At 72.5% G+C, this 24,005-nt stretch carries 21 protein-coding genes and 1 pseudogene; 8 read left to right on the forward strand and 14 right to left on the reverse strand.

Annotation, left to right across the window (positions count from 1 at the left end; all coding sequences use genetic code 11):
* The 4 genes and pseudogenes from MXD59_RS22325 to MXD59_RS22340 form a co-directional block, all read left to right on the forward strand.
* Positions 1–335, forward strand: a pseudogene (locus MXD59_RS22325) (hypothetical protein); the annotation flags it as partial.
* A gap of 61 nt (positions 336–396) precedes the next feature.
* A complete protein-coding gene (locus tag MXD59_RS22330; RefSeq protein ID WP_248826568.1) occupies positions 397–1,071 on the forward strand; it encodes an SCO family protein in 675 nt (224 codons plus the stop codon).
* A 217-nt stretch (positions 1,072–1,288) separates the two neighbouring features.
* Positions 1,289–3,127 (forward strand): glycosyltransferase family 2 protein, encoded by a 1,839-nt coding sequence (locus MXD59_RS22335; RefSeq protein ID WP_248826569.1) that lies wholly within the window; start codon positions 1,289–1,291, stop codon positions 3,125–3,127.
* Positions 3,124–5,055, forward strand: coding sequence for an ArnT family glycosyltransferase (locus MXD59_RS22340; protein ID WP_248826570.1), 1,932 nt, complete (start codon positions 3,124–3,126; stop codon positions 5,053–5,055). Before MXD59_RS22335 ends, MXD59_RS22340 begins: the two co-directional genes overlap by 4 nt.
* Before the next feature lie 105 nt (positions 5,056–5,160).
* On the opposite strand, the gene MXD59_RS22345 is transcribed toward MXD59_RS22340, so the two are convergent.
* The 6 genes from MXD59_RS22345 to MXD59_RS22370 form a co-directional block, all read right to left on the reverse strand.
* Positions 5,161–5,790, reverse strand: a complete 630-nt coding sequence (locus MXD59_RS22345; RefSeq protein ID WP_248826600.1) for an FHA domain-containing protein — start codon at positions 5,788–5,790, stop codon at positions 5,161–5,163.
* Between the two features lie 43 nt (positions 5,791–5,833).
* Positions 5,834–6,292 carry a Rieske (2Fe-2S) protein gene (locus MXD59_RS22350; RefSeq protein ID WP_248812277.1) on the reverse strand — a complete coding sequence of 153 codons (459 nt, stop codon included), beginning with the start codon at positions 6,290–6,292 and terminating at the stop codon, positions 5,834–5,836.
* Between the two features lie 63 nt (positions 6,293–6,355).
* Positions 6,356–6,928 carry a DUF6529 family protein gene (locus MXD59_RS22355; protein ID WP_248826571.1) on the reverse strand — a complete coding sequence of 191 codons (573 nt, stop codon included), beginning with the start codon at positions 6,926–6,928 and terminating at the stop codon, positions 6,356–6,358.
* A gap of 272 nt (positions 6,929–7,200) precedes the next feature.
* Complete coding sequence (gene pepN / locus MXD59_RS22360) at positions 7,201–9,822, reverse strand: aminopeptidase N (RefSeq protein ID WP_248826572.1); 2,622 nt, start codon at positions 9,820–9,822, stop codon at positions 7,201–7,203.
* Positions 9,823–9,855: 33 nt separating this feature from the next.
* A complete protein-coding gene (locus MXD59_RS22365; protein WP_163549821.1) occupies positions 9,856–10,269 on the reverse strand; it encodes a hypothetical protein in 414 nt (137 codons plus the stop codon).
* Entirely contained in the window at positions 10,262–10,627 is a 366-nt protein-coding gene (locus MXD59_RS22370; RefSeq protein ID WP_248826573.1) for a hypothetical protein, read from the reverse strand. Before MXD59_RS22370 ends, MXD59_RS22365 begins: the two co-directional genes overlap by 8 nt.
* A 174-nt stretch (positions 10,628–10,801) precedes the next feature.
* Here MXD59_RS22370 and MXD59_RS22375 point away from each other — a divergent pair, with 174 nt between their 5' ends.
* Entirely contained in the window at positions 10,802–11,629 is an 828-nt protein-coding gene (locus MXD59_RS22375) for an ABC transporter permease (RefSeq protein WP_248826574.1), read from the forward strand.
* Here the strand turns inward: MXD59_RS22375 and MXD59_RS22380 are convergent.
* From MXD59_RS22380 to MXD59_RS22405, 6 genes are all read right to left on the reverse strand, one after another.
* The gene (locus tag MXD59_RS22380) at positions 11,569–12,009 is read right to left on the reverse strand and encodes a nitroreductase family deazaflavin-dependent oxidoreductase (RefSeq protein WP_163549823.1); all 441 of its coding nucleotides are present in this window, start codon (positions 12,007–12,009) and stop codon (positions 11,569–11,571) included. The two genes, MXD59_RS22375 and MXD59_RS22380, sit on opposite strands and share 61 nt — an antisense overlap.
* 75 nt (positions 12,010–12,084) lie before the next feature.
* Complete coding sequence (locus MXD59_RS22385) at positions 12,085–12,429, reverse strand: TFIIB-type zinc ribbon-containing protein (RefSeq protein ID WP_248826575.1); 345 nt, start codon at positions 12,427–12,429, stop codon at positions 12,085–12,087.
* A 120-nt stretch (positions 12,430–12,549) separates the two neighbouring features.
* Complete coding sequence (locus MXD59_RS22390) at positions 12,550–13,617, reverse strand: phosphotransferase family protein (RefSeq protein ID WP_248826576.1); 1,068 nt, start codon at positions 13,615–13,617, stop codon at positions 12,550–12,552.
* 2 nt (positions 13,618–13,619) lie between these two features.
* Positions 13,620–14,534, reverse strand: a complete 915-nt coding sequence (locus MXD59_RS22395) for a class I SAM-dependent methyltransferase (RefSeq protein ID WP_283097327.1) — start codon at positions 14,532–14,534, stop codon at positions 13,620–13,622.
* Between the two features lie 155 nt (positions 14,535–14,689).
* On the reverse strand, positions 14,690–15,190 hold the full coding sequence (locus tag MXD59_RS22400) for a hypothetical protein (RefSeq protein ID WP_248826577.1): 501 nt from the start codon (positions 15,188–15,190) through the stop codon (positions 14,690–14,692).
* Positions 15,191–15,635: 445 nt separating this feature from the next.
* The gene (locus tag MXD59_RS22405) at positions 15,636–17,123 is read right to left on the reverse strand and encodes an NAD(P)/FAD-dependent oxidoreductase (protein WP_248826578.1); all 1,488 of its coding nucleotides are present in this window, start codon (positions 17,121–17,123) and stop codon (positions 15,636–15,638) included.
* A 932-nt stretch (positions 17,124–18,055) separates the two neighbouring features.
* Between MXD59_RS22405 and MXD59_RS22410 the strand changes: the two genes are divergently transcribed.
* The 3 genes from MXD59_RS22410 to MXD59_RS22420 are packed head-to-tail and all read left to right on the forward strand — an operon-like array spanning position 18,056 to position 21,483.
* Positions 18,056–18,874, forward strand: a complete 819-nt coding sequence (locus tag MXD59_RS22410; RefSeq protein ID WP_248826579.1) for an SAM-dependent methyltransferase — start codon at positions 18,056–18,058, stop codon at positions 18,872–18,874.
* A gap of 11 nt (positions 18,875–18,885) precedes the next feature.
* Positions 18,886–21,036 carry a putative bifunctional diguanylate cyclase/phosphodiesterase gene (locus MXD59_RS22415; protein WP_248826580.1) on the forward strand — a complete coding sequence of 717 codons (2,151 nt, stop codon included), beginning with the start codon at positions 18,886–18,888 and terminating at the stop codon, positions 21,034–21,036.
* 57 nt (positions 21,037–21,093) lie between these two features.
* A complete protein-coding gene (locus MXD59_RS22420; protein ID WP_248826581.1) occupies positions 21,094–21,483 on the forward strand; it encodes an FxLYD domain-containing protein in 390 nt (129 codons plus the stop codon).
* Positions 21,484–21,536: 53 nt separating this feature from the next.
* On the opposite strand, the gene MXD59_RS27085 is transcribed toward MXD59_RS22420, so the two are convergent.
* Positions 21,537–22,271, reverse strand: a complete 735-nt coding sequence (locus tag MXD59_RS27085) for an arsenate-mycothiol transferase ArsC (protein ID WP_308301767.1) — start codon at positions 22,269–22,271, stop codon at positions 21,537–21,539.
* Positions 22,272–22,722: 451 nt separating this feature from the next.
* Complete coding sequence (locus tag MXD59_RS22430) at positions 22,723–23,952, reverse strand: acyl-CoA dehydrogenase family protein (protein WP_372512173.1); 1,230 nt, start codon at positions 23,950–23,952, stop codon at positions 22,723–22,725.
* Between the last annotated feature and the right edge of the window lie 53 nt (positions 23,953–24,005).

Genomic DNA, 24,005 nt, shown 5'->3' on the forward strand with positions numbered 1-24,005 from the left:
CCCCCCCCCCCCCCCCCCCCCGGGGGGGGGGGGCCCCCCGCCGCCCCCCCGGGGCCCCCCCCCGGGCCCCCCGCCCGGGGGGGGGGGGCCCACGCGGCAACGGCAGTCCGTCCCCGGTCGCGCTCGGTATCGACGGTTGCGACAACAACTACGCCGCCGCCGACACCGGCCGCCGGGTGTGCGTGCCCCGCACCCCGCCCCCCGGTCAGCGCATCGACTGCGCCTTCCTGCGGGCCCACGGCATCAACGGCGTCCGTGTCATCGGCGAGGATGTCCGCCGCCTCGCCGGCACCCTGCTCGCGGCCGTGCGAGGAGCGGTGCTCTGTGCGCGCTGACAGATCAGGTGCTGCTGACAGATCAGGTGCTGCTGACAGATCAGGCCCCGCGCGGCCGGCGGTGGCCCTGGCCGCTGCCGCCGCCACGCTTCTGGCCGCCGGTTGCGCCGGGACGCCAACCCGAAGTCCCGCGGCGGTCGGCCTCCCGGCGGCCGCCGCGGCGACGGCGAGCGCGACCTGGACCGGTGACTGGCACGGCGTCGTCGCGCCGACCGCGCCGACCGCGCAGCCCCGGCCGTCCTTCGCGCTCACCGACACCAGCGGGCGACCGTACGACTTCGCCCAGGCCACCGCCGGACGCGCCACGCTGCTGTTCTTCGGCTACACGCACTGTCCCGACGTGTGCCCGACGACGATGGCCGACCTCGCCGCCGCCCGTCAGGTGGTGGGGGCGAGGGTCGCCCGCCAGGTGACGGTCGTGTTCGTCACGACCGACCCCGACCGCGACACCCCCGCGGCGCTGCGCCGCTGGCTCGACCAGTTCGACCCCGCCTTCGTGGGTCTCACCGGCACCCCGGCGCAGCTCGCCGCGGCGCAGCGGGCCGTCGGCGTGCCACTGGCCACCGCCGACCGTGCCGACGGTGATCCCCGCGGCGGTCAGGGTTCCTACCTGGTCAGCCACGCCGCCCAGGTACTCGCGATCGGCCCCGACAACCACGTCCGCGTCCGCTATTTCGCCGCGACGACGGTCGCCGAGTACGTCGCCGACCTCCCGCGGCTCGCCGCCTCGCTGTGACCCGTCGCCTCGCTGTGACCCGTCGAGCCGCTGTGACCCGTCGAATCCCCAGCTCCGACCGCCGGCGGCCGTTCCGTCCTTCCCAGGCAGGTATCTCTTGACCGCAAACCAAGGCGCGCAGGAAGACCCCGCTGCCGCTCCCCTCGCCACCGCCGTCCCTGACCCCGCCCCACCCCGCTCGCACCGGGGGACCCGGGAACGCGGCGGCCGGGGGGGCGTGCCCACGCCGCGGCGGCTGGCCGGAGCCGGCCGCGGGGTGGCGACGCATGTCGCGCTGACCGTGCTGTGCGCCGGCCCGCTGGCCGTGGACCGGCAGATGGCCTACCTCCTCCCGATGGCGCTGGCCGTGCTCATACCACGGACGTGCGGCCGTGCCGGCCCGCGGGAGGCGGTGGCCGTCGGCCTCGACGATCATCGCGGTGCCCGGCTGCCGCGGTTCGTCCAGTTCGCCTGCGAGGCGGCCGGCTGGTACGTCTACCTGGCCGCCGGCGAGGTGGGAACGGGCCGGCTCGGCGGGTCGTCGACGGTGCCGGTGTGGGCCGGGGCCCTCGGCGGTGCGCTGGTGGCCTCGGGCGCGATCCTGGTGCTGGGCCACCTCGGTGACCTCGTGCGTGCGGCCCGCCCGGGACGTCGGCGGCTGGCCTGTGGGCTGGCCGCGACGCCCCTCGCGGCGCTGCTGGTCGTGCGCGCGGCCGAACACCACCACGCCGTGGTGCTGGCGCTGTGGACCGGCGTCTCACTGTCGATGCTGGTGGTCGCGGTCCTCACCCTCGTGCGCGGTCAGTTCAGCTGGCAGCGCCCCGAACGGGTGGACCACGTCGATCTGGCCGACACCCTCGCCCCGCGGCACCGCTTCTCGCTGATCGTCCCGGCCCGCGACGAGCCGATCCTCGGCCGCACGCTCACCCAGGTCCTGGCCGGCGACTACCCGGCGGACCTGGTGGAACTGGTGGTGATGGTGTCGCACGACGAGGTCGACCGGGAAACCCGCCAGATCGCCGAGGACATCGCCGCGCGGCACCCGAACGTCCGTGTCATCGCCCCGCGCGGCAGCCAGCGCAGCAAGCCGCTGTCCCTGGAGAACGCCCGCCAGTACTGCACCGGTGACCTCATCGGCGTGGTCGACGCCGAGTCGCTGATCGCCGAGGGGCTGCTCTCCTACGTCAACACCCTGGCCCTGCGCCAGTCCGACGTCGGTATCTTCCAGGGCGGCGTGCAGCTGATGAACGTCCGCGCCCCGGGCGGACAGCCCACCGACGGCGGTGCCCGCCCGGTGCTGCGCCGGTTGGACACCGACACGTCCTGGTGGCGGGCCCGTAACTGCCTCGAGTACTACATCTGGTTCATGTCCCGGCTGCGTTTCCAGGCGCGGGCGCGGTTCATCCCGCTGGGCGGCAACACCGTGTTCATCCGCCGGGAGGTGCTCGACGCCCTCGACGGCTGGGACGTCACCTGCCTCACCGAGGACTGCGACCTGGGGGTGCGGGCCTCGGTCGCCGGGGTGCGCACCACCGTCTTCTACCACCCGGATCTGACCACCCGGGAGGAGACGCCGGAGAGCCTGACGAAGCTCGTCATCCAACGGACCCGCTGGATGATGGGATTCATGCAGGTCCTGTTCAAGGGGGACTGGCGCCTGCTCCCCGGTACCCGGCAGCGACTGATGGCCGCCGAGATGCTGACCATGCCGTTCTTCCAGGCGATGGCCGGGATACTGCTGCCCGTCTCGCTGGTGCTGACCTGGTTCCTCGCCGCGCCGACGGGTCTGGTCATCGTCTTCTGCCTGCCGCTGGGCGCCACCGTCATGACGGTCTGCTCCGAGCAGGCGGCCTTTCGTGAGTTCGCCGACGCGTACGACCTGGACATCAGCTGGTGGGACAGCGCCCGGCTGATCCTCAGCGCCCCGTTCTACCAGCTCGTCCTGTCGATCGCCGCGGTCCGCGCCACCGCCCGCCTGCTGCGCGGCCGCGTCGACTGGGAGAAGACCTCACATTCCGGCGCCCACCACGGCGCCGGAGCCGGCACCGGCCGCGTCCCCGCAGGAGCCCCCTCATGACCAGCCCCGACCTGACCAGCCCCGACCGGATGCGGGACCCCGCATCACCGGACCTCACATCACCGGACCTCACATCACCGGTTTCGGCGCAGCCGCTCCTCACGCCGCAGGTCCTGGCACCGCCGGCGAGCGCCACCGCGTGGACCGTGACCGCGCTGCGCGGGCTCGCCGCCCGCGGCGCCGCCTGGGGGCGGGCCCACCGGCACAGCCTGGTGCTGGTCGCCGCGCTGCTGGCGGTCGTCACCGTCGTCCACGGTGTGAACTTCGATGGCTGGCCCGGCCGGGTCACCGACGACGAGGGCACCTACGCCGCGCAGGCCTACTCGATGCAGTACTGGAACCGCATCGCCCACTACACCTACTGGTACGACCATCCGTTCGGCGGATGGCTGCTGATCGCGATCTACACCAAACTGACGGACGGCTTCCACCGCGCGACCACCGCCGTCACCGCCGCCCGGGAGCTCATGTTCCTGCTGCACCTGGTCAGCTGCGTGCTGATCTACCGGTTCGGTCGACTTCTCGGCCTGCGTCGTTTCTTCTCCGCCGCCGCGGTGCTGGTCTTCTCCCTGTCACCGCTGGCGATCTGGTACCAGCGGATGGCGTTCCTGGACAACATCGGGGTGATGTGGCTGCTCGCCGCGTTCGTCGCCGCCGTCTCCCCGCGCCGCAGTCTGCTGGCCGCCGCCCTCGCCGGAACGTTCATGGCGTTCGCGTTCTGGTCCAAGGAGACGACGCTGCTGTTCCTGCCCGGTCTGTACATCCTGCTGCGCCAGCATCGCGACGACCGCAACTGGCGGTTCGTGCGCCGCAACTTCCTGGGCTGCCTGATCGGGATCTGCGGCATCTACCTGCTCTACGCCGCGGCGAAGAACGAGCTGTTCGAGGGCCCCGGCCACGTGTCACTGGAATGGGCGGTGCGCTGGCAGCTGTTCGACCGGGCGTCCAGCGGCAGTGTCCTCGACCGTGGCAGCGACACCTACAACGTGGTCAGATCCTGGCTGGACCTGGACCCGTACCTGGTGCTCGGCGGGATCGCCGCCGCCGTCCCACTGCTGGCGCTGCGTCGCCTGCGCGTCGTCGCGGTGCTGCTGCTGCTGCAGTTCGGCTTCGTCTTCCGCGACGGCTACCTGCCCAACCCCTACGTCACCGCCATGCTGCCCTTCGCCGCCCTGTGCGCCGCAGCCCTGCTCGACGCCGTCCTGCCACGGCGCCGTTCCCGGCCCGGCGGCCCGCTACGTCCCTACCCCGACGACCCCGACGTCACCTCGTCGTCCGGTATCCCCGCGCCACGCTCGTCGGCCAGCGAGCGCACCTTCGACGAGGCGACGGGACGCCCCGCCGCGGCGTACAGTGATCCGGAACCCGACACGGTGCCCACTCGCATCCTCGAGGCACCGCGGCCGCGGGCATCGTGGCTGGCCGCGGGCGGTCCGGCCGGCACACTGGCCGCCCGGGTGCTGTCGGCGCTGCGCCGCGCGGTCGTCGCCGTCACGGTGGTCGCCGCCGCGGTCGCGCTCACCTGGGCCTGGGCCCCGAAGATCCACACCGCTCTGACGGACGACGCGAGCGCCCCGAGCCGCGACGCCACCCGCTGGTTCCTCGCCCACGTGCACGACCACCGCACGGTCATCACCGACGACATCGCCTGGACCGACCTCGTCATCGCCGGCCGCCGCCCGCTTCCGGTCTGGTTCTACAAACTCGACCTGGACCCGCAGGTCCAGGCCCAGTTCCCGCACGGCTGGCGGGACGTCGGCTACCTGATGATGGGCAGGCCGCCGGACTCGGTGCTCACCGAGGTCCCCACCGTCGCCGAGGCCCTGCGCCACTCGGTCGTGCTCCAGTCCTTCGGCGACGGCGAGATCGAGATCCGCCAGGTCGTCCCACCCGGCTGCCGCGCGGGTCTGCCCGCCCTCCGCTGCTGATCCGCCCCCGGCGACCATCGCCCTGCGCCGCGCGGCCGGGGGCCCATGACCGATCATGGGCCCCCGGCCGCCAGGTGGGGCTGTGCGTCCGGACAGAACGAACGTCTAGGACAGGGCGAGCAGAGCCCCGAGGAAGAAACCGACGCAGGCCAGCCAGACCAGGGTCGGAACCAGCTTCAGCCATCCAGCCACCGACCCGGCCGATGAGCCCGACCCGGCCGAGGGCCCCGCACCTCCGGATGCCGCCGGACCACCGGCGCCCGCGCCGGCCAGCCCACCGACCCGCACCGGCTGGGCACCGGTCGGCGCGCCGACCGCGGACGCGGGCGGGCGGGGCAGCCCGCCGGTGGGCGCACCCGAGCCGGCGAGCATCGTCTCCTGGTCGGAGACGTCCGGCTCGAACGGCGCCGCCGCACCACGCACGGGAGCCGGGGGTGCCGCGGGAGCCGGGGGAGGCGGCGGGATGAGCGTCACGGCCGGGCCGTCGGCCGCACCGAGCCGCACCCGCACCTCGCCGCCGCGCAGGGGGACGACACTGGCCCGGGAACCGTCCACCCAGATGCCGCTGGAGCTGATGTCGCGGGCGAGCCAGCCGTCCGCGGTCGACTCCAGGCGCAGGTGCCGCCGGGACACCCGTCCATCGGACATGACCACGTCACAGTCCCGGCCGCGGCCGATGACATGGTCGCGCTCGGCTTCGAGCACCACCTCGCCGGACGGGGTGACGATCCGCATCACGTTCACTGCATGTCCTCTCCGGGACGCCGGCGCGGAGCCATCAGGCTGGGAAGACATCGCCGCCGCGCACGGTCACCGGGACCGGGGGCAGGGGGGTCTTCGCGGGTCCGGCGACGGGCTCGCCGGTGCGGGTGTCGAACGCGCTGCCGTGGCAGGGGCAGCTGATCCGGCCGTTGGCCACCGAACTCACCTTGCAGCCCTGATGGGTGCACACGGTCGAGAATCCCTGGACCGTGCCGGTCGCGTCCCGGGTCAGCACGACGCCGGCGCCGGCCAGGATGACCCCGCCGTCCGCCGGCACGTCGTCCACCTTGGCCAGCGGCGCGGCCGCGCCACCCGCGCCACCGCCACCGCCGCCCGCGGCGGTCGAGCCAGCCGCGGTGTCGTCGGGCTTGGCCGCGTCACTGCTGTGGGCGACGGCGTACCCGGCCGCACCGCCAGCGACGGTGACCACGATGCCGGGAACAACCAACCGCCGGCTCGGCGCTTCCTGCGTCATGACGTCGTCCTAGGGTTCGGGCGCGGGCGGTCAACGGGTATCGGCGCGACGAACTCGCCCCGCTCAGACATGCGGGATGCCGGACTGCGTGAAGAACCACAGCGAGGCGGTCAGCCAGAGCGCGACCAGACTCGAGAGCACCAGCGAACCGAGTACCGGCAGTGCCCAGGCGGGCATTCCGCGTACCCGCAGGCTCAGCATCTTCGCCGCGTACGCCCCGTAGAAGGCGCAACCGGCGATACCGTGCGCCACCACCCTGGGCTCACCGGTGGCGAATCCCAGCGACCAGATGCAGGTGAACGCGACCGGCAACGTCAGCACGAACGCCGTCGTCCCGCTCCACCGGTGCAGCGGCCCGATCCAGCCCGGCGCCGCCCCCGCTCCGGGCAGCCGCCCCCACATCCACAGCGCCGAGGTCAGCTGCACCAGCGCCAACACCACGGCCGCCGTCGTCAACCAGGCCTTCATCGGCAACGTGCCCGAGAAACCCAGGTCGAACAGCGGCTTTCCCGCCGGTTCGTGAACCTTCGCATAGACGCCCGTGGCCACCGCGACAGCGGCGCCGAGCAGCAGCACACCGGCCACCGCCGTGCCCCGAGACCCCGGTCTGGCCGACGGTTGTGCGTCGACAGTCATACCCCGTCCCCCTCACCCCCCGCGACCAGGTGTCCCCGCCTGGTCGCGGCTGCCCCCGCTCGGGGGCATATGCCGCAGATCATAGCCGTATTGATCATGGTTAAGGTGCCCCGAAGGCCGCCGTTGTCCCGCGACAATGCCCGACCGGACGATCTCCCGGTCCCGATCGTCGCTGGCGCGACAGGGTATTGACCATTTTTTGCCGTCTGGTCGTGTTTAACCCGAGCACCTGCGGCTTGTCCGTCCATTGTTCGGACGTGCGGTCGGGTGCGCTACGAGGAGCCGCCGGGGCCGCCGGGGCGGGTGAGGCCGGTGGAGCCGGTGAGGCGGGCCATGGCGAGGCGAGCGGTGAGCGCGCGGGCGTGCACGGCGCGGCGCAGGTCGTCGGTGGCGTCCACGACGACACGGTGCAGGACCCGGCCAAGGTCATGGCGGGTGAGCAGGGCGTCGGCCGCGCGCACCGTGCGCGGGGAGACGGCGAAGTGGGGGTAGGCGGCGAAGGCGATCTGACGGGCGGCGTGGGGGGTGCGGCGGGTGGCCATGGTCGGTACCTGCTCGAAGTAGCGCTCGACGTAGGACGCGGTGAGCTGCTCCTGCTCGGGCTGCCAGAAGCCGTCGGCGCTGGCGGTGACCAGACGGGCCGAGGGCTGCTCGGAGAGCATGATCAGATCCCAGGCGCGGGCCTTGGCGGTGGGATGGGCGATGGCGGCGCGGGCACGGGCGGCGTTCTCGGCGGCGCGGGCGCTGCGGTCCCGGTCGGCCTCGGCAGTGATCTCACGCTCCCCGGCCTGGCCCAGGGTGACCAGCCGGTGCAGCACCGTCCAGCGCAGTTCCGGGTCGACGACCAGTCCGGGAGGGACGTCCCGGCCGGACAGCCACGCGGCGAGTTCGGCGGTGTCCGCCGTCCCGGCGAGACCGATGGTGCCGCGGGCGGCGGACAGCTGACGTCCGCTGCCGGCCGGGGCCTCGGCGAGCACCTGCCGGCAGACGGCGTGCAGACGAGCGGCGGGGTCGCCTCGGTCGGTGGGGGCGAGGTAGCGGTTGAGGGCGATGGTGCGGGCGAACCGCAGGACGTCCTCGAACACGGCGAGCTGGGATTCGCTGGGCAGCGCGGCCTCGGTGAGGTCGAGGTGGCGCTCGGCGGGCCAGGCCGCGTCGCGGGTCGCGTCGGCGGCAGCCGCCCAGATGACGGCCCTGGTCAGCGGGTCGGTGAGGCGGGGCAGGACGTCGGGGAGGGCCTCGAGGTGCTCGGCGGTGAACCGGGTCTTGGCGTAGGTCAGATCGCCGTCGTTGACCAGCAGCAACCGTCCGGCCGGGGTGCCGACCAGCTCCGGGACGGCGGTGTCACCGTCCGGTGCGTCGGCGGCGAGATCGACCTCGACCCGCCGCAGCAACCCCAACGGCGAGCCGGCCACACCGTCCGCGCCCTCGCCGTAGACGGCGATGGCGACGCGGTGCGGGCGCAGCGTCGGATAGCGGGCCGGGGCGCTCTGGCGGACGGTGACGGCGCTGAGGCGTCCGGCGTCGTCGACGGCGATCCGCGGGGTCAGCGTGGTGACCTGCTCGCGGCGCAGCCACACCTGGGCCCAGCCGGTGAGATCCCGTCCGCTGGCCGTGGACAGGGCGGAGAGCAGATCGTCCAGGGAGGCGTTGGCGAAGGCGTGCCGGGTGAAGTAGGCGCGCAGGCCGGTGCGGAAGGCGTCCTCGCCGACCCAGGCGACGAGCTGACGCAGCACCGAGGCACCCTTGGCGTAGGAGATGCCGTCGAAGTTCAGCAGGGCGAGGGCGGTGTCGGCGACGTCGACGGGTGCGACCGGATGGGTCGAGGGCCGCTGGTCGGCGGCATAACCCCAGGCCTTGCGGCCGACGGCGAAACTCGTCCAGGCGTCGGTGAACCGGGTCGCCTCCGCGGTGACCCGGTAGCCCATGTACTCGGCGAACGACTCGTTCAGCCACAGGTCGTCCCACCAGCGCATGGTGACGAGGTCGCCGAACCACATGTGGGCCATCTCGTGGGCGATGACGACCGCGCGCAGCTGCCGCTCGGCGTCGGTCACCGCCGAGCGGTAGACGAACTCGTCGCGGAAGGTGACGCAGCCCGGGTTCTCCATCGCCCCGGCGTTGAACTCGGGGACGAACGCCTGGTCGTACTTGCCGAACGGGTACCGGTCGGCGAAAAGCTCGTGGTAGCGGTCCAGGCAGGCCCTGGTCACCTCGAGGATCTCCGCCGCGTCGGCCCGCAGATGCGGTGCCAGCGCCCGGCGGCACAGCAGCCCGAGCGCGATCCCGTCGTGGGTGTCCTCGATGACGTGGTACGGCCCGGCGACCACGGTGACGAAGTAGGTCGCCAGCGGCGGCGTCTCGGTGAACTCCCAGCGTCCGGGCGCGGTCTGGCGGCCGGCGCCGTTCGCGCGCACCACCCAGTCCGGCGGCGCCAGCACCACCAGACGCACCGGGGCCTTGAGGTCCGGCTGGTCGAAACAGGTGAAGATCCGCTGGGCGTCGTCGAGGAACGTCTGGGCGTAGAGGTAGACCTCGCCGTCCTCGGGATCGTTGAACCGGTGCAGCCCCTCGCCGGTGTTGGAGTAGCGCATCGTCGTCGTCGTGACGAGCTCGTTGGACGCGCCGAGCTCGTCGAGCATGATCCGGTTGCCGTCGAGCGCCGCCGCCCCGAGCACCCGCCCGTTGAGCCGCAGCTCATGCACCTCCACCGCCTTGAGCTCGGCGAAGCCGCCGGTGGGGTGCTGGGGGTCGCGCAGGCTGAACCGCACCCGGGTCGTCGAGCCGAACTCCGTCGACGTGCGGGCCGCCGTGAGGTCCAGCTCGATGTCGTAGCCGTCGACGCGCAGCAGCCGCGCGCGGGCGATGGCCTCGTCCCGGGTGAGCGTGTACATACCGCGAACCTACGAGATGTGGGCCGGGCCTGGTCAGCGGATGGCCGCGCGGGTGCGGCGCAGCCAGAGCAGCCCCACGATCGGCAGGATGACCGGGATGAACAGATAGCCGCTGCCGTATGTGGACCACACGGCCTGGTCGGGAAAGGCATCGCTGTCGAGCACACTGGCGGTGCCGACGGCGAGCACCCCGACCAGTTCCGTGGCACAGGCGGCCACCGCGACCTGATGCCAGCGCCGCCCGCGCCGCGTCAGCGCCACCGTCGCCACGACGTAGACCACGGCGGCGAACGCGGACAGCAGATAGGCCAGCCGGGCATGGTCGAACTCGGTGGCGATCTGGACCGCGGACCGCGAGCAGGCGGCCACCGCGAAGATCGCGTACACGGTCACCAGAATCCGCCCCGGCCCGCTCGCCGTGCCGCCGGTCACGGGAACCTCAGCCACCGGTGTTCTCCCAGACCTGACCCATCCGGACGACCACCATCGCGGCCGCGAGAAACGCGACGCCGAGCACCGCGCTACCCCAGCGCGTACGCTCACCCGCCGTCCACCAGACGCCCGCCGGGAGCACCAGGACCGAGCCGATCAGATACAGCACGAAGACAGCCGGTTCCCCCGCCTGCTCGCCGCCGATCAGCTTCACCACCGCGGCGACGGCCTGGGCGAGCAGGACGAGCTCGCATCCGCCGCTGGCCACCAGCACCCCCACCCCCACGGCCCGGTCCCGTGCTGTCTGCACCAGGCAGACCAGCGCGGCGACCAGCGTTACGCTGATCGCCGCGGCCTCAAGACCAGTGATCATCCATGCCCCCTTCGCCGTCGAGGTGCCTCCGGCCAGCTACTACCGATGGTAGGACTCGCCGAGCTGGCGACGACCCACGGCAGGTGGCGAAGCGCGGCGAGACGCGGCGCGGCGAGACACGGCGAGACACGGCGAGACACGGTGAGGTGGGCGGGGGCGGGGGCGGGGCGGCCGGTGGGCATCGATGTGCGGCTGGGCGTGAGCCTGGCACTGTTGCTCGCGGTCACCGTCGGGGTCCTCGCCTGGGCCCGGGTTCCGCGCCGCAGGGACGTGCTGACCGCCACGGCACGCGCGATCATCCAGCTCACGGTGATCGGACTCGCGTTGCGCGGTGTGTTCGCCGCGCCGCCCGCCACCATCGCGGTGCTGGCCGTGATGCTGACCGCGGCGGTCGCGACGGCGTCGCGCCGCCTGGCCGGGTTCACGGCGGCGACCCGACGGGTCGCCGTCTCCTGCCTGCTGGGCGCGGGTGTCACCCTGGGGATGGTCTTCTCCGTCGGCGCGGTGTCACCCACAGTGCGAACCCTGGTGGCGCTCGCCGGCAGCATCATCGGCGGGACGATGACCGCCTGCACCCTCACGGGTCGACGTCTCGGCGACGGGCTGCGCCGCCGCTGGGACGAGGTCGAGGCCTGGCTGGCGCTCGGCGCGTCACCGCGCCGAGCGGTCCTGGACATCGCGCGCGACAGCGTCGCCGAAGCGCTCGTCCCCGCGTTGGACCAGACCCGCACGGTCGGGCTGGTCACGCTGCCCGGGACGTTCGTCGGCGCGCTGCTCGGCGGCGCGTCGCCGGCCGGGGCGGCCCGCTTCCAGCTCGTGGTCCTCGTCGGCATGCTGTGCGCGCAGAGCGTCGCCGCGGTGTCGCTGGCCTGGCAGCTGGGCGCGCCGACCCGTCGCCCCGTCGACCCGGGCGCCGACCGGCGCGCCGACCGCGGCGCCGATCAGGACGCCGCGGGCTCCAGCACGAAGAGAGGAATCACCCGGTCGGTCCTGCGCTGGTAGTCGGCGTAGTCCGGCCAGACGGCGACGGCACGTTCCCACCAACGGACCTTCTCGTCGCCCGTGACCTCCCGGGCGACATAGTCCCGACGGTCGGCGCCGTCCTGCAGCTCGACGTGCGGATCGGCCACGAGGTTGTGGTACCAGACCGGATGCTTCGGCGCGCCGCCCTGCGAGGCGACCACCGCGTACGCACCGTCCTGCTCGACCCGCATCAGCGGCGTCTTGCGGATCTTCCCGGACTTCGCGCCCGTGGTCGTCAGAATGATGACCGGTACCCCGCGTAGTTCGTTACCGCGGGTCCCGCCGGAGCTCTCGTACTCGGCGACCTGATCGCGGACCGGAGCCGCCGGGCTGGGTTCGTACTCACCGGTGAGTGGCATTCCCCCAGTCAACCAGTCGGCCCCGTCCGCGGGAAACAACGGCGGTGGAATGACCGGGCCTGCCGGGTGACGGAGTCAGGAGCTGAACAGCATGCGGGCGAAGCCGCCGTGCTTGGAGCGGCCATGGCCCTGACCGTGGCCCCAGGCCGGCTGGCCGTAATGACCGGGCTGGGCGTAGGGCGCCGGCTGCGCGCCGTGGTGACCGGCCTGCGGGTAGCCGCCAGCCGGGGGGTAGGGCGCGGCGGGCGGCGGCGGGGCGGCCGGCTGGCTCCACTGGCCCTCGAGCCGGGTCAACGCCTCCAGCTCGCCGTAGTCGAGGAAGATGCCACGGCACCCGTCGCACTGCTCGATCTGCACGCCGTTGCGGTTGTACGTCCGCATCGCCGCGTGACACTTCGGGCACTGCAACGTGTAGCTCACGGATGCCACCTGCCGTTTCGGTAAGCGCCAGAGATCGGACCCTGACACGAGCGTACCGGCCCGATGGCGCACCGACGCCGGCGAGTCACCTTCGCGACGGTGGTCCGCGCCCGGCGTCACTCACACGTGCGCCTCGTGGATGCGGGCGCAGGCGGCGACGAACTCCCGGTCGACGTCCTCCAACGGAGCAGCCGTGCCAGCCGGGCCATGATCAGACGTGCTGTCCTGGCCAAGGCCGAGGTGGGCGGCGACGGCGGTCGCGGCGTACTCGACGGTGAGCGCGCGGGCTGGCAGGTCGAGCACCGGCCACGGGTCGTCGTCGGCCGGGACAGCCGGTCCGCCGCCAGCGCGATAGGCGTCCAGCAGGCTCGCCCAGCGTTCCAGCGAGAGCAGCCCGCAGGCGAACCACGCCGCGGGGCGGGCCAGATCCCAGGCGGGATCGCCCAGACCCAGGTCGTCCACATCGATGATGCGCCAGCCGACACCGGGCATCTCGACGAGTTGGCCGAAGTGCCAGTCACCGTGCACCACGGTCGTCGGACGTCCCGGCCGGGACGCGGTCGGGCGGCCGAGCGTGTCATGGGCGGCGAGGACGGGGGCGACCAGCGGGTGGGCGGCGTGCGGGCGGAGCCGGGTGACGCGGTCGGTGAGTCGGCGCAGCACGTTCGCCGTGGGCACGGTGGCGAGGTCGCCGAGGCCGAGGGGCTGGCGGTGGAGCCGGGCGAGCAGTGCGCCGGCCCGGGTCCAGGGGGCGGCGTCGACGTCGCGCGCGCCGAGTGCGCGCCCCGCGGGCCAGGCGCTGACCAGCTGGGAACCGACCTGCGCCACGAACGTCGCCGGCTGCCCGGCCAGGGCGAGCGGTCCGAGCAGCACCTCGCGCAGCGCCGGGCGCGCGGCGACCCGCAGCCGAGCGGCCAGCGACCGCGGGTCCGTGCCGATCGGATGCGCCTTGAGCATGATCTCGCCGCAGCGCACGATCAGCCGGTCATCGCGGCGGGACTCCACCACCGGCGTCCACGGCGCCGCCTGGGACGGGACGTCCGCGGCGGGTGCGAACAGCTCGGCGAGACGCGCCATCGCGGCAGGCAGATCCCCCGCCGACCCACGGGACGTGGGCCTGTCGGACGTGGGCCCGTCGGGCAGGGTCTCGCCGGGGGTGGTCTCGCCGGGGGTGATCTCGCCGGGCATGGTCACAGCATCGGCTTGCGCAGCCGCCAGATGCACTCGGACGGCCACCGCCGGGCCCACGCCTCGTCCTCGCGTGCACCGGAAGCCGTGTCCGCACCGTCCTGGCCGTCGAACACCGCCTGGCCATCGAACACCGCCTGGCCATCGAAGACCGCCTGACCGTCCTGGGTGGGGCGGGGAGGGCGGGGTTCGAGGAGGTCCTCGATGACGAGTCCGCTCTCGCGGAACAGTCGGATCCAGGTGCCGTAGGGCAGGTTCATGCTGACCAGGCCGTCCGCCTCGGGGACCAGGCGCAGACCGAAGTAGTCGCGGATCAGGCGGGTGCCGGGGGAGTCCCGGCCGGGGCGCACCGTGACCTCGTAGATCGGGCTGACATGGCTGAAGGCCAGCAGGCCACCGGGCCGCAGTACCCGCGCCGCCTCGGGGATCGCCCGGATCGGGTCGGCGAAGCTGAAGGCTCCGTGGTCGGCGAAGACGATGTCGAACGATGCCTCGGCGAACGGCACCGCCTCGGCGCTCGCCTGCACCAACGGGAAACCCAGCCCGGTGTCGGCGGCGAGCCGACGGCTGTGGCTGAGCTGGCGTTCCGACAGGTCAAGCCCGACGGCGCGAGCGCCCCGGCGGACCAGCGCGGTCGACCACTGCCCGCCGCCGCACCCCATTTCCAGCACATCCCGACCGTTGACCTCGCCCAGAACACCGAGGCGCGATTCGGGAATCTCCCACAGGCCCCAGGAGATATCGCCGGTGAACGCCTGGCGGCGGATCTGCGGTCCGTTCAGCCGCTGGTACTCGTCCGAGATCTCGTTCCAGCGTTCCCGGTTGGTGCGTACATGTGTGTCGACCACAGTGCCCTCGTCCTCCTCCCGGCGGACGCGGCGCAGGTCAGGCCGGAGCCGAGGGTGCCGGGTCGCCATGCGGGACATCGTCGTCCGGTCCGTCATCGTATGAGACGGGTACGGAGCACCTTTCGGTCGACCCTTCGTTCGCACACTGCCGAGGCCCGGCGAAGAAAATCGGGACACCGAATTCCTCGCCCGAGCCCCGGCAGGATCGCGCACATCCGCGCGGGTCAGTCCCGGGGTTCGGCGACGACGACCGCGGTGTGGGTCTCGCCGGTGGTGCGGGCGCGCACGGCGACGGTGTCTCCGGAGTGGATGTCGGTGACCTTCGCCGCCTTCTGGTCGACGCGGTACTTCGTGTCGCCGGTCAGGACGTAGGTCGCGGCGTACCCGTCCTCGCTGGTGACACTGAGCGAGGTCGGGCTGATCGCGGTGACCTTGCCGCGCTGGCCGTTGACGACCTGGTATCCCTTGTCGGTCCTGACGGTCGCCTCGCCGTGCAGGGCGTTCTGGCGCAGCTGGCGGGCCTCGGCGAGCTGCGGGTGGTCGCGGCCGAGTCGCCGGCCCGCCGGTGCTTCGGTGTCCGGTGCGGTGGCGGGCGCCGACGCGGCGGCGGGGGTGGGGGCGGGGGTGTCGGCGGAGGCCGCGGTGCCGGTGAGTCCCAGGCCGACGCCCAGTCCGAGGCCGAGCATGCCCACCGACGCCACGGCGACACCTCGCCGTGTGCTCATGAACCTGCGCATCGTTACCTGTCCTTCCACCCGTCCGCACGCCGTGGTGGCGGCGTGGCGCGCCGATGTGGCGCGCTGCCCCCACCACGGTGCCGTGCCGACATGTGAACCAGATGCGAACCGTGTCCGGCTCCGATGCGAACGCCGGAGCGAACGTCGGTGGGGATATCGGTGCGAACGCCGTGCGGATGTCGGCGCGGAGTGGATCAGCGTGGTCCGGACGGTGTGGTGTGCGGTCGATCCGGCCGTGGGCGCGGGGGCTGCCCGGTGGCGTGCGGCGTGCGGCCGAGCGCGCGGCGACCATGTCCGCGGGATGGCCGGGGATCACCTGATCGGGGGCCTGGCCTGCCCGGAGGTGATACGCGCGGTGGTGTTAGCACGCGCGACCGCCCGGGTCAGGGAGATCGAACCCCTGACCCGGGCGGTCGTGGTGCGGGTGCGACGCTCAGACGCGGGTGGCGGCCCGGCCGTTCGCGTCGGGGGTGGGCTGGGTGGGGACCGGCGAGCGAGCCGCTCCCGTCCAGCTGGGTGCCTCGTCGCTCTTGGGGGGCAGCGACGGGGCGAAGTTGTCCCCGAGGCGTTGCAGGGCGGCCCGGGCGAAGATCTGCTGCTCCGTGCAGGTGCGCTCCGAACGGCCGCGGCCGATGAAGCTGACCGTCCAGTGCAGCAGGGTGGTCAGGCGGTGCTTGAAACCGATGATGTAGACGAGGTGCACGGCCAGCCAGACCAGCCAGGCGAGGAAACCGCTGAACTGGACGCCACCGATCTTGGCCACCGCGCTGAACCGCGAGATGGTGGCCATGCTGCCCTTGTCGTGGTACTTGAACGGGTTGCCGGTGCGCTTGCCGGCGACCCAGCCCTGGATCTCCTTGGCGGCATGCCGGCCGCCCTGGATGGCGACCTGCGCGACGCCGGGAAGCCGGTCGAGGCTCATCATGTCGCCGATGACGAAGACCTCGGGGTGACCGGGCAGGGTGAGGTCGGGCAGCACCTCGACGCGGCCGGCCCGGTCGATGCCGGCGCCGGTCTGCTCGGCGAGCTGCTTGCCCAGCGGGCTCGCGGCGACACCGGCGGCCCAGACCTTGCAGACCGACTCGATGCGGCGGCGGGTGCCGTCGGCGTCCTCGACCTCGATGCCGGTCGCGTCGACGTTGACGACCTTCGCGCCGAGCTGCACCTCGACGCCGATCTTCTCCAGCTTGTCCTGTGCCTTCTCGCCGAGGCGCTCGCCGAAGGGCGGCAGAACGGCGGGGGCGGCGTCGAGCAGGATGACCCGGGCCCGGGTCGGGTCGATGCTGCGGAAGTCGCGGCGCAGCGTGCGGCGCGACAGCTCGGCGATCTGCCCGGCCATCTCGACGCCGGTGGGGCCCGCGCCGACCACGACGAACGTGAGCAGGCGCTCGACGTCGGACGGGTCGGTGGAGGCCTCGGCGAGCTCGAACATGCCGAAGATGCGACCGCGCAGCTCGAGGGCGTCGTCGATGCTCTTCATGCCCGGGGCATGGGTGGCGAACTGGTCGTTGCCGAAGTACGACTGCCCGGCACCGGCGGCCACGACGAGGCTGTCGTAGGGCTGCACGGTGGTACGGCCGAGCAGCTGCGACGTGACGGTGCGTGCCTTCACGTCGATCTCGGTGACCTCGCCGAGCACGACCTGGGCGTTGTCCTGCTTGCTGAGGACCTCACGGGTGGTCGGGGCGATCTCGCCTTCCGACAGGATGCCTGTCGCCACCTGGTAGAGCAGGGGCTGGAACAGGTGATGGGTGGTCTTGGCAACCAGAGTGATCTCGACGGGCGCCTTGCGGAGAGCCTGTGCAGTGAACAATCCGCCGAAGCCAGAGCCGATGATCACCACGCGGTGCGGGGAGCTCCGGCGCCCCTCGAGCCGTTCCGGTTCGCCGGCGTGCCCAGTGTGGGCGCTGTCCGTATTCACGATCCTTCTCCGCTCAACCTCTTGACTCCCAGCGGTGCCCGTTGGCGCCGCGGAGACCGTATCCCCACGAGCACACGGGTCTCCCCTGACTATTTTCCGCCCTGTGCGCGCCCTGGCATCGTGTTCATCGTCACCTCACTCCGCGACGGTGGGACTCGCCTGGACTCACATTGTGTGGTGTGGAACACATCCGATCCGGCGGGCGATTAGACCTAGCCCGGACGGCGCGCTGTGGGCGGTTGTTCTGTGGACGGTGCCCCGCTCGTGGGGCAAAGCCAGGAAATGAGCCGTGCCGCGTCCGGCGACCACCATACCGCCCCTTCCCCGCCCGGGCCGGGTGGGGCCCGGCGGGCCCGCTGGCCTGCGGCGTCAGGGTTGGCCTGGCCTGTCATGTGCCTGTCCGGGCCGCCCGGCGCACCGGTGCACCGGGCGAACGGGGGTGCATGGGCGCGGTTCTCCGCATCGGTGTATTCCGACAGTGTTTTGTTCGGTGGATGTCCGGCGCGCCCTTCCGCCGGGCCCGTCCACCCGCGCCCTCGACGCGTGCACCTTCACGAGAGAGCGAGAGGTATACGCGGGATTCCGTCGGGTGACGATGCGTGTTGGTCCTTTTCCTGCCTCCGCCTGGCCTGGGTTGTCGTCGGCGGTGGGCTGTCGCCTGCGGTGATTCCCTGTGGACGGGCGTGGGTGGGCGTGGCCACGACGGCCTGGGCCGACCGGGGGCCGGCGGGTGGTGGTGACGCTGCGTGTGACTCGCTGGCCCGGCTTCGGTCGTCCAGCGCGATCTGGCGGACCCGCGTGGTGACGAATGTGGTGAGCATGGACAATTCTTTTACCGTCCGTGGCCACGCTGGGCTGGTCGAACAGGTGCACTGCCGCGAACGGCCTGGTTGCCGCGAACGGATGGGTTGCTGCGAACGGGGAGAGTGACGATGGCTGACGTACCCGGATGGGCATCGGGAGTGGACGTCGACCGGCCGAGCGCCGCGCGCATGTACGACTACGCCCTGGGCGGCTCGCACAACTTCGCCGCCGACCGGGAGGCCTACGCGGCGGTCGTGCGGACCTTCCCCGACGCGCCGCTGGTGGCCCGCTCGAACCGGCTGTTCCTGCACCGGGCGGTGCGCCACATCCAGACCGAGTTCGGCATCAACCAGTTCCTCGACCTTGGCTCGGGCGTGCCGACCGTCGGCAACGTGCACGAGATCGCCCAGCATCTCGACCCGCGGGCGCGGGTCGTCTACGTCGACATCGACCCGGTGGCGGTCGCCCACGCCGAGATGCTGCTCGCCGACAACCCCGGCGCGGCGATACTGCGCGCCGACGTGCGCGACCCGGCGTCGGTGCTCGGCTCCGAGCAGGTCGCCGCCCTGCTCGACCTGAGCCGCCCGGTCGCCGTCCTGATGGTCACCGTGCTGCACTTCATCCGCGACGACGACGATCCCGCCGCCATCGTCGCGGCCTTCCGGGACGCGACCGCGGCGGGCAGCGCGGTGGCCGTGTCGCATCTGGTCGCCGACGACTGGGATGACGAGTCCCGCAACGTCCACGGGGTCTACGACCGGACGTCCACCGGTATCAACCCGCGCACCCGGGAGGGGATCGCCGGGCTGCTCGAGGGCTACACCCTGGTCGAACCCGGTCTGGTGCACCTGCCGAGCTGGCGTCCTGATCCGGGGTCGGCCGCCCTGGATCCACTGGTGGACGACCCGAGGCGGTCCGTGGCACTCGCCGCGGTCGGTCGCCGCTGACGAGCCACCGGATGGACCGGACACAGACGGCGACGGCGGTGCGCGCCCAGGGGGTCGACGGCTTCGCCCGGGCCTGGGCGCGCGCGATCGCCGGGGCGAGTTTCCCGGACGCACCGCGCGTCGACGTCGAGCGGTGGCTGCACGGGCTGTCCGAACGGCTCGTCGACATCGTGCTGCGCGAGCCGTTCGTCGCGCGGGACGCGGCCGACATCGCCGCCGCCCTGCTCGAGCACACCTACGGTGCCAGTGACGTGCTCGCCGCGACCATCGAGGTCTGCGGCACCCACCTGCGCACCGCGCTGGAGTCCGCGCCCGGTCCCGAGCTCACCGATCGGATCGCCGCCCTGCAGGGCGCGTTCGCCCGCGGCTACACCCACGCGCTGCGCGAGCGCATCCTCGCCGACCAGGACCTGATCCACCGGGCCGCCCGGCGGGCCACCACCGAGCGGGTCCAGCTGATCTTCTCCGCGCCGACGGTCGGCATCGTCGTGGCCGACGAGTCCGGTCGCATCCAGGACAGCAACGACGCGTTCGCGCGGATGGTCGGGGTCTCGCGGGCCCGGGTGATGGGGCGGTCGCTACCCGACTTCGTCCACCCGGACGATGCGGCCCGCCTCGGCGCGGCCCTCGCCGACCAGCGCCGCGGCCCCGCGACCCGGCCACACGGCGAGACCCGGCTGCGCAGTGAGACGCGCCTGGGTGGCCCGGACGGCGGGGTTGTGCGCGCCGAGCTGTCGACGTCGTGCCAGTTCAGCGGCGGTCGGTGTGAGGTGCAGCTGACCCTCGTCACCGATGTGACGGACCGTCACCAGCTCCAGGAGTCGCTGCGCTACCAGGCCCGGCACGACGCCCTGACCGGACTGCCGAACCGCATCGCGCTCGGGGAACGGGTCGACGAGCTCACCGCCCGGGGCCAGTCCCGCCGGATCGGACTGTGCTTCGTGGATCTCGACCGGTTCAAGGCGGTCAACGACGACCTCGGGCACGAGGTCGGCGACCGGCTGCTGGTGGCCGTGTCCGCTCGCCTGCGAGCCACGCTGACGGACGGGCAGATGCTGGTCCGGATGGGCGGGGACGAGTTCGTCCTGCTGCTCGCCGACACCACCGGGATCGAGGACGTGACCGCGGTGGCCGCCCGGGTGCTGGCCGCGCTCGCCGATCCGATCCTGGTCGGCAGCCATGTGCTGACGGTGGGGGCGAGTCTGGGGCTGGCCGAGAGCGAGGTGCTCGAGGGCGACTTCGAGGATCTGATGCAGGCCGCCGATCGGTCGCTGTACCAGGCCAAGGACGCCGGCCGCGGCCGTTGGGTCGTGTTCGACGCCGACCACGACAGCGGCCAGGCCAACCGGCATGTGCTGGCACCGATGCTGGCCAGCGCCGTGCGCGACGACGAGTTCGTCGTCCACTACCAGCCGATCGTCGCGTTGGGGCCCGGGCGGACGAGGTCGATGGTCGGCACGGAGGCGCTGGTGCGCTGGCGCCATCCTCGCTTCGGGCTGCTGCCACCGGAGATGTTCCTCGGGTCGGCCGAGAACAACGGCCAGATCGCCGCGCTTGGCCGTCGGGTGCTCGAACTGGCCTGCGCCGAGGCCGCCCGCTGGCGGATCGACCACCCTGGGTATGCCCGGTATGTCAGTGTCAATCTCAGCGTGGGGCAGGTCCGCGCGCCGGGCCTGGTGGACGAGGTGGACCGGATTCTCGTGGCCAGCGGGCTGCCGGCGGATCTGCTGCAACTGGAGTTCTCCGAGGCGATGCTGCTGGGCCCGACCGGTGATGTGACCCGGGTGCTGGGCGATCTGGCCGAGCGGGGGGTTCGCCTGGCGCTCGACGACTTCGGCACGGGCTACGCCCACCTCGCCCGGCTGCACCGGTTGCCGTTGCACACCCTCAAGCTCGCCGGCCCGCTGGTGATCCGGGACGGGGACGCGGCCGCCGATCCGGGCACCGCGACCACCCTGCACGCGCTGGTCGCGTTGGGGCACGCGCTCGGGCTCACCGTCACCGCCGAGGGAGTCGAAACCGAGGACCAGGTCGAGCGGCTGCGTCGAGCCCGTTGTGACGCCGCGCAGGGCTACCTGTTCGCCCGTCCGCTGCCGCCCGAGAAACTGCAGGCCTGGCTGTCGTCCGAGGTGTTGTTGGCGCCGGCGCAGTCAGGGAGCTGACAGTGCGGAATCTGTTACTGCCGGGCCTGGTTCGGCGTCGCCTCATAGGCTCGCGGAATGCGATCCTCGCGCGCCAGTCGCCCGTCCGTGGTCGGGGTGACGCTGGGGCTCGCCGCAATGAGCGTCGGCCTGCTGGTCGGCTGCTCGTCGGGCGGGTCCGGGGTGGCCAACGACGTCCGGGTCACCACGTGCACGCGCGACCCGGACAACCACCGGGCGGTGGTGCAGGGGACGGTGCGTAACAGCTCGTCCAAGCGGTCGAACTACGTCATCCAGATCGACGTCCGGGCGAACGACAGCAAGATCGAAAGTGGTCTGGCCTCCGTGCCGCGGGTCGCGCCGGGCGAGATCAAGACGTTCACCTCTCGCCCGGTCGGCGTGGACGTCCCGAGCGGAACCGTGCTGCGATGCACCGTCGCCCATGTCGGACGGATCGCCGCCGAGTAACCGGGCCGAGTAACCGGACCGAGTAGTCGGCTGGTGGCTACGGGCGATCCGGCTCAGCCGTGTGGCACGGGGCCGATCTGGGGCGCCCGGACAAGAGCGAGCTGGTGGTGGCGGGCCCGCGGCGGCGGGACGGGTAGCCGCTGTGGCCAGCCTCCGTAGCCGAGCGTCGCCGGCTCGCGGACGATCTGACCGGTCAGCGTCGCGGCCGTGCTCACCGACGCACCGCCGATCTGGGCGGACGGCCCGTCGCCGACGATCCGTGGGCCCGCGACCAGACCGGGACCGCCCGGGCGGTCGGGGTCGGGGCTGCCGGGGATGGCGCCACCGCGGAGCAGACCGACCCGGGCGGCGATGCCGAGGCTGTAGAGCAGGGCCCGGACCCGGGTGTCGATCTCGTCGCGGATGGAGCGGACCTCGTCCAGGGAGCACCCGGCCGGATCGTCGATCTCCCAGGCCAGGTACCGGGCGTGCGGATACTGCGGGACCGCGTCACCACAACCCATCGTGATGATCACCGAGGCGGATCGCAGCGCGTCGTCGGTGAGCGGGGTCGGCTGGTGCGCGGACAGGTCGATGCCGAGCTCGGCCATGACCGTGACGACCACGGGTGGCGTCCACGGCGCGGGGCAGGTGCCCGCCGAACGGGCCTGGATGCGACCGTGGCTGTGCTGACTGAGCAGTGCTGCCCCCATCGGCGAGCGGCCGGCGCCTCGCGTGCAGACGAACAGCACCTCGGGGGCCTCGGTCTCAGCCGGCGCCGTGGCCATGGCGGGATAGGCGCGCGTCATGTCGGCCTCCGCGCCCGCAGGGGCGCGGTTCTGTCTGAAACTGTCGAAAGGGTGACAAAAGGGTATCTGTAGTAATCGTCCACCGAATTGGCCGGATGGAGGGTGATGGCGGTCTTCACGTCGAATGCGGGCATTGTGCTCATCCTACCGGGAGATGTGAAGGCCATCCGCTGATTATTGACCCGAATCACGCTGTGTCGGGTTGATCGTCACGGTTGTACCGGAACGGTCAGTACTACTGCTCGATCTGTGGCCTGGTCGGCGCCGTCACTCGGCCGGCGCCGTCGTGCGGCCGGTGCCGTCGTGCGGATGGAGGCGGGGCCGCGCGCGGGCCGGCGCGGGGAGAGGCCGGGCCGGGACGGCGGTCGATCGGGTGTGCGTGGGTGGCGGGGACGGGGGCGACGCCGGCTGGGTAGCGTCCGCCGTCGTGCCTGTCCGCCGCGAGCCCCGGTCATCGTCGCATCATCAGCGCGTCGCCGAGCAGGTAGGCACCCACCATCTCGAAGTTCGTCGGCGCCAGTGTGATGTGCGCGACGGCGCTGTGGACGTCCCGGAAACAGCGATCCAACCGGCTGCCCTCGGCCAGTGACCGGGTGCCGGCCAGGCTGTGCAGGCTGTCGACGGCCCGGACGGTGTGCTCACCAACGGTGGCTGCGGCCAGTCTGATCAGCGCCGACAGGTCCTCGCCGCCGAGCGGACAGCGCAGTTCGGCGTGGTTGGCCGCGTCCTCGAGCATGAGCTCCGCGGCGCGCACCAGGCCGGCGGCCCGGGCGAGCCCGGCCTGCACGGTGTGGCTGGCGGCGAGGGTCTGCGTCCCCCGGGCGGGAACGGCGCCGACGGCGATGCCGGGAAAGGCACTCAGCGCGTCCTGCGCGATTCCCAGGGCGGTGGACGCGGTGGTGAACGGCCCGAAGTCGTAGTAGGCGATGGGATAGCCCCGCGAGGGCCGATCCTGCGGCGGACGGCGGAGCAGGCTCCCGTCGACGCAGAACTCGGCGGGGACGAACAGATCGTCGGCGGTGAAACTCACGCTGCCGGTGCCGCGTAGCCCCATCGACCGCCAGTCGTCGTCGAATCGCACCGCGTCGGCGGGCACGAAGAGCATGCGCGTGGCCGGCGGCCGGGCGGCGTCCTCAGCACCGGCGGCGACCTCGGTACCGCCGGCGGGGTTGGTACCGTCCGCGGCGTTGGTGAGGGTGCTGGCGCAGACCAGCCAGTCGGCGTGGGTCGATCCGCTGGCGAACGACCAGCGGCCCCGAAGCCGGTATCCGCCGGGTACCGCCTCGGCCTGTCCGGTCGGGTTGATGCCGCCGACCACGAGGCCGTCGGATTCGGCGAACAACAGCCTGGAGACCTGCTCGGGCAGGTAGTCCGACATCCGGGAGATGACGCCCTGGACGCCCATCTGCCAGGCCACCGACGCGTCCACGCGGGCGAGCGCCTGCAACACGGCGGATCCGGTGCGGACGCTGACGCCACCGCCGCCGAACGACGGGGACACCCACATGCGGTGGATGCCCTGTTCCCGCAGCGCGTCGAGGACGGCCGGGGATGTCACCCGTTCTCGTTCGGTCCGTTCACGCTCCTGGGTCAGCACCGGAGTGACGGCGTCGACACGGGCGAGCCACTGTTTCGTCTCCTCGTGCGAGTGCGCGGAACCGCTCCAGAACACGTCAGCCACCTACTCTGCTCGTCGGCTCGTATCGGCTCTGCGGGAAAGGGTCAGAACAAAGG

Origin of the sequence: Frankia umida, assembly GCF_023242945.1 — a bacterium.
In the GTDB taxonomy this organism is placed as follows: domain Bacteria; phylum Actinomycetota; class Actinomycetes; order Frankiales; family Frankiaceae; genus Frankia; species Frankia umida.

Bases quoted from the DNA above. Each gene is read 5' to 3' on its own strand.
- MXD59_RS22340 (WP_248826570.1), top strand. From the start codon at position 3,124: ATGACCAGCCCCGACCTGACCAGCCCCGACCGGATGCGGGACCCCGCA.
- MXD59_RS22345 (WP_248826600.1), bottom strand. From the start codon at position 5,790: ATGCGGATCGTCACCCCGTCCGGCGAGGTGGTGCTCGAAGCCGAGCGC.
- MXD59_RS22350 (WP_248812277.1), bottom strand. From the start codon at position 6,292: ATGACGCAGGAAGCGCCGAGCCGGCGGTTGGTTGTTCCCGGCATCGTG.
- MXD59_RS22355 (WP_248826571.1), bottom strand. From the start codon at position 6,928: ATGACTGTCGACGCACAACCGTCGGCCAGACCGGGGTCTCGGGGCACG.
- pepN (WP_248826572.1), bottom strand. From the start codon at position 9,822: ATGTACACGCTCACCCGGGACGAGGCCATCGCCCGCGCGCGGCTGCTG.
- MXD59_RS22370 (WP_248826573.1), bottom strand. From the start codon at position 10,627: ATGATCACTGGTCTTGAGGCCGCGGCGATCAGCGTAACGCTGGTCGCC.
- MXD59_RS22380 (WP_163549823.1), bottom strand. From the start codon at position 12,009: ATGCCACTCACCGGTGAGTACGAACCCAGCCCGGCGGCTCCGGTCCGC.
- MXD59_RS22390 (WP_248826576.1), bottom strand. From the start codon at position 13,617: ATGCCCGGCGAGATCACCCCCGGCGAGACCACCCCCGGCGAGACCCTG.
- MXD59_RS22395 (WP_283097327.1), bottom strand. From the start codon at position 14,534: ATGGCGACCCGGCACCCTCGGCTCCGGCCTGACCTGCGCCGCGTCCGC.
- MXD59_RS22400 (WP_248826577.1), bottom strand. From the start codon at position 15,190: ATGAGCACACGGCGAGGTGTCGCCGTGGCGTCGGTGGGCATGCTCGGC.
- MXD59_RS22410 (WP_248826579.1), top strand. From the start codon at position 18,056: ATGGCTGACGTACCCGGATGGGCATCGGGAGTGGACGTCGACCGGCCG.
- MXD59_RS22415 (WP_248826580.1), top strand. From the start codon at position 18,886: ATGGACCGGACACAGACGGCGACGGCGGTGCGCGCCCAGGGGGTCGAC.
- MXD59_RS22420 (WP_248826581.1), top strand. From the start codon at position 21,094: ATGCGATCCTCGCGCGCCAGTCGCCCGTCCGTGGTCGGGGTGACGCTG.
- MXD59_RS27085 (WP_308301767.1), bottom strand. From the start codon at position 22,271: ATGACGCGCGCCTATCCCGCCATGGCCACGGCGCCGGCTGAGACCGAG.